Origin of the sequence: Shewanella sp. GutCb, assembly GCF_002836135.1 — a bacterium.
In the GTDB taxonomy this organism is placed as follows: domain Bacteria; phylum Pseudomonadota; class Gammaproteobacteria; order Enterobacterales; family Shewanellaceae; genus Shewanella.
This window is the reverse complement of sequence record NZ_PJBL01000045.1, coordinates 1-7,526: the sequence shown is the minus strand read 5'-3', so window position 1 is coordinate 7,526 and position 7,526 is coordinate 1. Positions and strand designations below refer to the sequence as shown.

The following is a 7,526-nucleotide window of genomic DNA, read 5'->3' as shown; positions in this document are numbered from 1 at the left end:
GAAGGAGCGGTTGTTAAAAGCCTATTTTGAACAAGCCAATGTGCCCTTAGAAAAACGTAAAGCCCTGCTCAGTGCACTTAAGGAAGAGTATGCACTCCCCTCTGAGACCCCAAGTGAGTTTGATAACCTTCGGGGCAGTTTAGATCCCCGTTATTCAGAGTCTCAAACTCATGATGAAAATATGGGGGTTTTAACTAATGAACTTCAAGTAACACCAGAATCTGAGGCCCTAAAGCGTAATCAAATAAATATGTTGATTGAGGCTGAGCAGCAACGTCATGCCAGTGCAATGAGTGAGATCAATAACGGTGTATCAACCCAGTTTGATGCGATGTGGTCAGAGACGTTTGATCGGTTTGCCGCTGGTATTGGCGCTGCCACTGCTGACGCACTTTTTGAGTCGGAAAACTTTGGTGATGCGATGAAGGGGATCACTAAGGGAGCGATTAAAAGTGTGATTTCAGGTTTGGTGGAGTTAGGGACAAAGAAGTTGGCGATGGCGGTTATCGATAAAGGGATCATGGCCAGTACTTCGGCGACCGCGACCACCACTGCAGCGACGACGGGGGCGTCGATCACCGCCTCGATGGCTCCAGCTGCAGCAACCTCATCAATAGCCAGTTTTGGTAGTAGTGCGGTGGTCGGTATGGCAGCAATGATAGCGGCCATGGCCTTGCTACCGACCATCATCGGTAAATTCCATGGAGGCGGTACTATCCCTCGTGAAGGTACCTATCTTCTCGATGGAGGTGAGACCGTGTATACCCGCAAGCAACAACAAACCCTTATGAATGCCTTAAGTACATCAGCTGGCGGAGATCAGGGGGCAAAGGGATCAGGAGTACAAGTCATGGTTAAGTTGATTGAGGACGCGAGTAAGGCGGGCAGCGTTGAGCAAAGCAAAGGGCTCAATGGTCAGGACGTGATTAATATCTGGGTGGCCAATATTCTAGAACGCGCCGAGAGTGCGCAAGTGCTTGAGCAAAGCTACGGGCTACAGCGCAATGGCTGATTATCCTTCCCATTTCCCGCCGCCACTGGCCTCTGATTATGCATTGGTGAGAGCGCCCCGTATTCGTATGAGCAAAATGGTGTCTGGTTATCAGCGACCCAGAGCCTTGTATGCCAGTACGCCGACGCAATTTAGTGTGTCATTTTACATGCCTCGCCTTATGGCCATCGAATTTGAAAATTGGATAGAAATGAATGCAAGCCGAGGAGAATTTAATGTGTATCCACTGCGATTGGTCAAGGGGGTAGTCAAGTTAAGTGGCCGCTTTATTGTAAACCCGACTGACAAGGTCAAGTCTGATGGCCGTTATTGGACATTCACCGGGGTACTGGAAGTGCGTGACCGAACCAAGGAGATCACTTAATGGCTTTATTTCCCACGCCGACAATCAATTATTCAAATTTGTATTCCGGTACGCCAGATCAATCTGACTTTAAGATCTCCGGGGCGTTTTTGTCGGTGGCTTATATTCCGACGGATCGACGTTACGCATTTTATCAATTGAAATACAGTATTTCGGACGTCTTTAACAACTATGCTGCGCTTAAGCCCAGTGATGTGGTGCCCAAGATCTCGGGTGTCGATGGGGTCGCCGCTGTTAAGTTTATGGCATCAAAACAGACGTCATTACGGACTGCGGTGTTTGGCAGTGGGGCGTTAGATCTTCAAGGTCTTGTCGGCGTTAAGGGTGACCAAGATTATTACCTGTATTTGAAATGTTATTTCCCCATTCTTCCCACATCGCCAATCGCTATCATGGGGATTGGCACGGGGCAATATGGGGTGAGTTTACTCTATGTGCCCAATCCAATTGATGGCGACCGTCTACGCTTTCGTCACGGGCTGCAATCCTCAGTGGTAGAGGTTGATGTCTCCAGTGTCCCTGCTGGCACCTGGTTTGGCATCGAGATGAAGCGGGTGAGCAGGAACATTTATTTAACGGTGCAAACATTAGCAGGCTTTAGTGACACCCAGCAGCAAGCCGTCAATGATTTTAGACCTGATGAAAAAAAGGCCATTTACCTTGGGCAAGGGGAAGTGTCTGAACTTGCCACAGTGCCCGCTTTTTTCAAAACGGCCTATACCCATAGTGAGTTTACTATTTCTGTTGATGGACTCTCGATCAGTAAACCGAGTGGTGGCTATCGCTCTGCGCATCTTTATGATGTCATCAGCCCCAATACTGGACGTTGGTATATGGAGTTCTCTTACCATGATTCTTCAGCGGCCTATCTGGGCGTCGCGCCTGTGGGCAGTACACTTGATGTGGCTATCGGCGTGACTGGTTGGGCGGTGGGCTCGAACAATGGGCACAAGTTTGCCAAACAGATTGGCGGAGGCACAGTTTGGGGATCCGCATTTCCTGTCGGAGGCAGTTGTGGGATCATTTATGACAGTGATAATGGCGCGCTTGAGTACTTTATTAATGGTGTGAGTATCGGTAAACCCTTTGCAAACGGCAGCATTGAAGGGGATGTGCTCTTTGCGGTGGGTACCTCGCCAAGTGGCCATGTCACTGTGCGAACGTCACCGAACAGCTGGCTTGCCCCACCACCCAATGTTAATGCACCCAGTACGTCTACTTTCCTCCATGGCATGACCTATTTTGATGGTTATATTCGCGATTTTTGTGCGCGCAATAGCCCACTGCCGGAAGGCGAAACCCCCTATGCCATCAGGCCTGTGTTACATCAGATCGTCAAGATGAAAAATTTAGTGACGGGAATGGTGACAGAGCATAGCGCTGTGGTGCTTAAAGCCCGTAGTGACAGCATCGAGCTAACAGTGCCAAGAGTGTTACCAGGGCCATATCACCTGACAGTATTGGCGCTGGGTGGCGAGTCACCTGCTTTGCCGTTTACCGTGACGTCATTGGCAGTGCTCAGCAATCCCAATGATCACTTAATCGAAGAGTTTACCGATCACAATATGGTGCTTGCCAGATGGATGGCGGGTCATAAAGCTTGGGGCGGCGAAAATGGTGGGGTAGTACAACAAAATGTGTCACTTAATACGAGTGACGGTGAAGTGATTATTACCGCTAATGGGGATGATTATACTGGGCCCGTTTATGGCGTGAGTAAGTTGGGAGAGAGTATCGAGCGTAAAACGCGGGTGGGCGGGTGTCTGGTGTCACGCAGTTATTTCGGCCCTGGTGAATTCAATATTGAAGCGAAGCTTCCACCGCGGTCAGGCGTTTGCAGCGCATTTTGGTTGTTCCATTATGAAGAAGGTTATGCAGGACATCCCTTGTTTGACAGCATGGTTGAGGATGGCCTGCATCAATCAGGGACGGAAGAAGCGGGTTTTTATCTGGTGAGAAACCATGAGATTGATATTGAATTACCTACTGCATTAAAAACCGATCCGGATACCGAGGTGGTGAGCTACACCAATGGCCGATTTAACACCTGGCATGGTGAGTTGAGAAATTGGGATGTGGTCAATAATGATGTCCCTACTTATGATCCTAATTACAGCGCCGTTAACGATCCTGATTACTGGTCAGAATATACCGATGAATGGGTCAATCATGGGGTTAATGTGACCGATGATGAATACCATAAATTTGGTATCAAATGGATGCTTGATGATGGCGCACCCTATGTTGAGTTTTTCATTGATGATGTGCTGGTTAAGCGGGTGGAGAGTCACGTTCCTTTTATGCCGCAGCGATTATGGCTAGGGATGTGGTTTCCCTCCGCCAATACTCACTGGGCAGGAAGAGGTGCCCCTTGGCGTTCGCAGTACATGAAAATTCGCCGTTTTGAATATATCCCAGAGTCGACGACGGGTGCTATTTATCAAGATCAGGGGGAATCTTATCCGAAAGATTTTTTCAGGGAGTTAAACGGGCTGACGGTGGCCAATCAATTAGCTCAAGTGTATGCCAGTGCGCCAATGGGGGAACTCATTTATTACACGGTCGAAATCAACAGTCCGACTCTCAATGTTGAAGGTCATCCGCCTGGGAAAGTGTACTTGGTGCGCGGCTTTGATGCACTGACGGCCAAAGATCACCAAGGCCATCTGATTGAATATCACGCGGCGGGTATTGAGATCCAATTCCCGAAAGTGGGTGAAGGCAACAGTACGCTCAATATTGCAGTGCCCAATATTAATGGTGACGTCTCGCGAAGTTTAAGAGTCATTAAAGAAGCTGGCGACAAAATTGAAGTGGTATTGCGTTTGTACACCAGCTCTGGCTATCAATCCGGCCCAGCTGCTCCTGAGCTACGATTAACCGCTAAAAGTTATGAGAAAAAAGAGGGGGTGATCACGCTAGTGTGCGGCTGGAAAATTGAGTTTATCAACAAAAAGTGGCCCCCGAGAACCTATACCGCAGCGGACTATGCTGGTTTGGATTATCTGTAATGCCCATTCCCTATAGCACCTTAGTTCGTTACCGCAGCGTGCCCTATGTGGATGGTGGACGAGATCTCAATGGCTGGGACTGTTATGGCTTGGCGCGGCATGTGGCTCAGGCACATTATCAATACTCAGAACTGTCTATGTTTGACACCATCTTAGCGGCCAATAAGCGGCAACTCACCAAAGCGTATCGCGTTGAGAATTCAAAACTAACCAGCATCGACACGGCCTGTGATGGGTGCTTGGTGGCCTGCTTACACAATGGTGTTTGTGTACACCTTGGGATTGTGGTTGAGGTGAGTGAAAACAAACAATTGGTTGTGCTTCACACTGGCGAGAAGACGGGCGGCTTGATGACGCCTATCCCGTTGTTTTTACATCAACATCAGCAACTGGAATTTTGGCAATGATATCGTTAATCGTGTACCCCAATAAGTTAGATAGAAGCGTATTTTCATCTTATGGGATTGAGCAATCAAACTCGCTATTAAGCACGTTAGAGTACTATTGCTCATCACTTGAACGTGATCAATTTCTTGTATTGGTTAACGATAAGCCTATTTTATTTGAGGATTGGCCAGCGTGTCGATTGGCTGATGGCGATATGGTGGAGGTGGTGATAGAGCCTAAAGAGCCTATTACTATTTTTTATGCGGTGGTGGCAGTGCTTGCGGTCGGTACCGCAATCTACACCATGAACAATATCCCCGACACGTACAATAGCACTACGCCGAAAGGCTCCTCAATTTATGATATCAACTCTCAAGGTAATCGAGTCAGGATCAATGGTGCGGTACCTGAGTTATTGGGACGGCATAAGGTGATCCCCGATTTAATCGCGCCTCCTTATAAAACTTTTGAAGATAATGAGCAATGGTTACTGTTATTGATGTGTGTGGGCGGTGGGAATATTGATTTCGATCATCCCGATAGACTCAATTACCCCAATGATAAGCTGCTTTACATCGCAGAAACCGAAGCGGATCGTTTAGGTATCGATTGTCAGTATTTAATTGCCCCACCAGGTGCTGATTTAACCTCTCATCCTGCGCATCAAATCATGTATACGGCCCCTGAAGTGGCCAATGGTGAGGTGGAGATTGAAGTGGCGGGGTTAGTGATTGGGGTGGCATCGAGTTTTAATAAGTTTTTAAAGCCTGTTTCAACGAACAGTTTACGACTGATTAAACGGGAGTTGATAGGGGGCCTTGAGCCTATCGAGCGTGAAATATCACAACAATGGCCGGTAACATTTACCAGTGGCTCGAACATCGAAATAGCAGGCAGCACGATTGATAATGGCTTTTACAGTATTGTCTCGGTCAATGATAATCGCCGAGAACTTGTGTTGAACAAGTTGGATTCTGACGGCATCGATGATCCAACTTGGACAGGGTTTGTGGTCAGCGGTTTAATTGCTTTCTCTCAAGTGAATTTAACGGGTTCGGTCAATGGCAAAAAATCAGGGCCGTTTGCTGCCAGCAAGAGTGGTAAATCTGCTCGTTACATATGGATTGATTATAAATTTCCCCGAGGGTTGGGGATGCTTAACGATCAAGGCTCCATCGATAATTTAACCGTGACCTTTCGAGTTGAATGGCGTGTGATTAGTAGCGGTGATCCCTGGCAAGCCACGACGTTTACGCATACCGATAAGACGCTTGACCAACTGGGATTTAGTCAGCGTATTGATATGCAGGTCGAAATACGTGCCGAGGTCAGGCTGTCGCTGGTGACCAGTAAGCTTGATGATTTAAAGGCGCACGATGATTTGATGTGGGTGGGGCTACGTTCAGAAGTGCCATCCCCTTTGAACTATCCACATGACACCTGTTTGCTGATGAAGATAAAAGCCTCTTCTGCCTTGTCGGCCGCAGCATCGACGCAAGTGAGTGGCATTGGTACGCGAGTGATACCGACCATGCAGCCTGATGGTAGCTTTTCGACTGATAAAACCCGAAACCCCGTTAACGCGCTGGTGCACCTGTTCAGCACATCAAACTTAGATTATCTCACCGATTTAGACCATTCTCGGTTGCAGTATCTCAATGATATTTGTGCATCTCGTCGGCAATACTTTGATGGAGTATTTGATAACCAGCTGACCTTTATTGATGCTGCAAAACGTATTTTAGATGTAGGGTTTGCGATGCCGAGTATTGAGTGGGGCAAGTTAAGGCCTGTTAGGGATGACGCTAATCGGGTGGTTGAGCAAATGTTTCAGCCGGATAACATGATGTCGCCACTTAGAGTGCGTGAAGAGCTTGTTATCGATGATGAGTTTGATAGTGTTGAAGTGGAGTACATGGACAGTAAGACCTGGAAGTCATCAACGGTATTGTGTTCATTAGCTGGCGACTTAGGCACTAAGCCTAAAAAGGTACGTGCATTCGGGATAACGGAGAGGCGAGAAGCATGGCGCTATGGCATGCGCAAACGCAGAGAGTATAAGTATCGGCGCATAACGTATCTGTTTGATACTGAGCTGGATGGCTTTAACTGTGAACGCCTGTCGTGCGTAGGCATTGCAGATGAGGATGACTTTCAGGGGCGTATTGTGAATTTTGATAGTCACGATAATGTCGCCTTACTGTCGGGGATTATCGAATGGATACCAGGCGAGAAACACTACACGATATTAAGAGCACCGAATGGCTCCCCTTGGGGGCCGGTTGAGGTGTATCAAGGGGGCTCAGATAGGGCGTTTGTACTGTCTAGTTTACCGCCTTTCCCCATCTCCCAAGGCAGTCAGGATGACGTGTTATATCGATTTGGTACACTCGATAATATTGAGACGAAAGCGTTGATAAATACCATGCAACCCGCAGGGACGGAAAAGGTCTCATTAGTGGCATCTGGTTATGATGAGCGGGTATATGCAGATGATGATAATGAACCACCTATAGCATGAGTGTTCACAGTTCAAGAGCTATTGCCCTAGCACGTTTCTGGACATAAGTGAGTCAGCGCAGACTCGCTGACTCGAAAATGGACAGAAATGAGCTAGTGCTAAAGCTCTGGGAATGACTTTTGGCATTAGGGAAAGTATTGGGTAACGCCGCCTTAAGCGGTGACTAATAGTTGGCTAAAATGTGGAGCGAAGCGGAACCGAGCCAACTGTTACGAATCCGACTTTAAGGCC

The 7,526-nt window shown here is 47.8% G+C and carries 4 protein-coding genes and 1 pseudogene; all 5 read left to right on the top strand.

Annotated elements, in window-relative coordinates:
- Positions 1 to 1,012 (top strand): annotated as a pseudogene (locus CXF86_RS19755) (hypothetical protein); the annotation flags it as partial.
- Positions 1,005 to 1,376 carry a hypothetical protein gene (locus CXF86_RS19750; RefSeq protein ID WP_102039860.1) on the top strand — a complete coding sequence of 124 codons (372 nt, stop codon included), beginning with the start codon at positions 1,005 to 1,007 and terminating at the stop codon, positions 1,374 to 1,376. The pseudogene CXF86_RS19755 and the gene CXF86_RS19750, both read left to right, overlap by 8 nt.
- Positions 1,376 to 4,387 (top strand): DUF1833 family protein, encoded by a 3,012-nt coding sequence (locus CXF86_RS19745; RefSeq protein WP_102039859.1) that lies wholly within the window; start codon positions 1,376 to 1,378, stop codon positions 4,385 to 4,387. Before CXF86_RS19750 ends, CXF86_RS19745 begins: the two co-directional genes overlap by 1 nt.
- A complete protein-coding gene (locus CXF86_RS19740) occupies positions 4,387 to 4,794 on the top strand; it encodes a hypothetical protein (RefSeq protein ID WP_102039858.1) in 408 nt (135 codons plus the stop codon). Before CXF86_RS19745 ends, CXF86_RS19740 begins: the two co-directional genes overlap by 1 nt.
- Complete coding sequence (locus CXF86_RS19735; RefSeq protein WP_102039857.1) at positions 4,791 to 7,295, top strand: host specificity factor TipJ family phage tail protein; 2,505 nt, start codon at positions 4,791 to 4,793, stop codon at positions 7,293 to 7,295. Before CXF86_RS19740 ends, CXF86_RS19735 begins: the two co-directional genes overlap by 4 nt.
- Positions 7,296 to 7,526 lie beyond the last annotated feature (231 nt).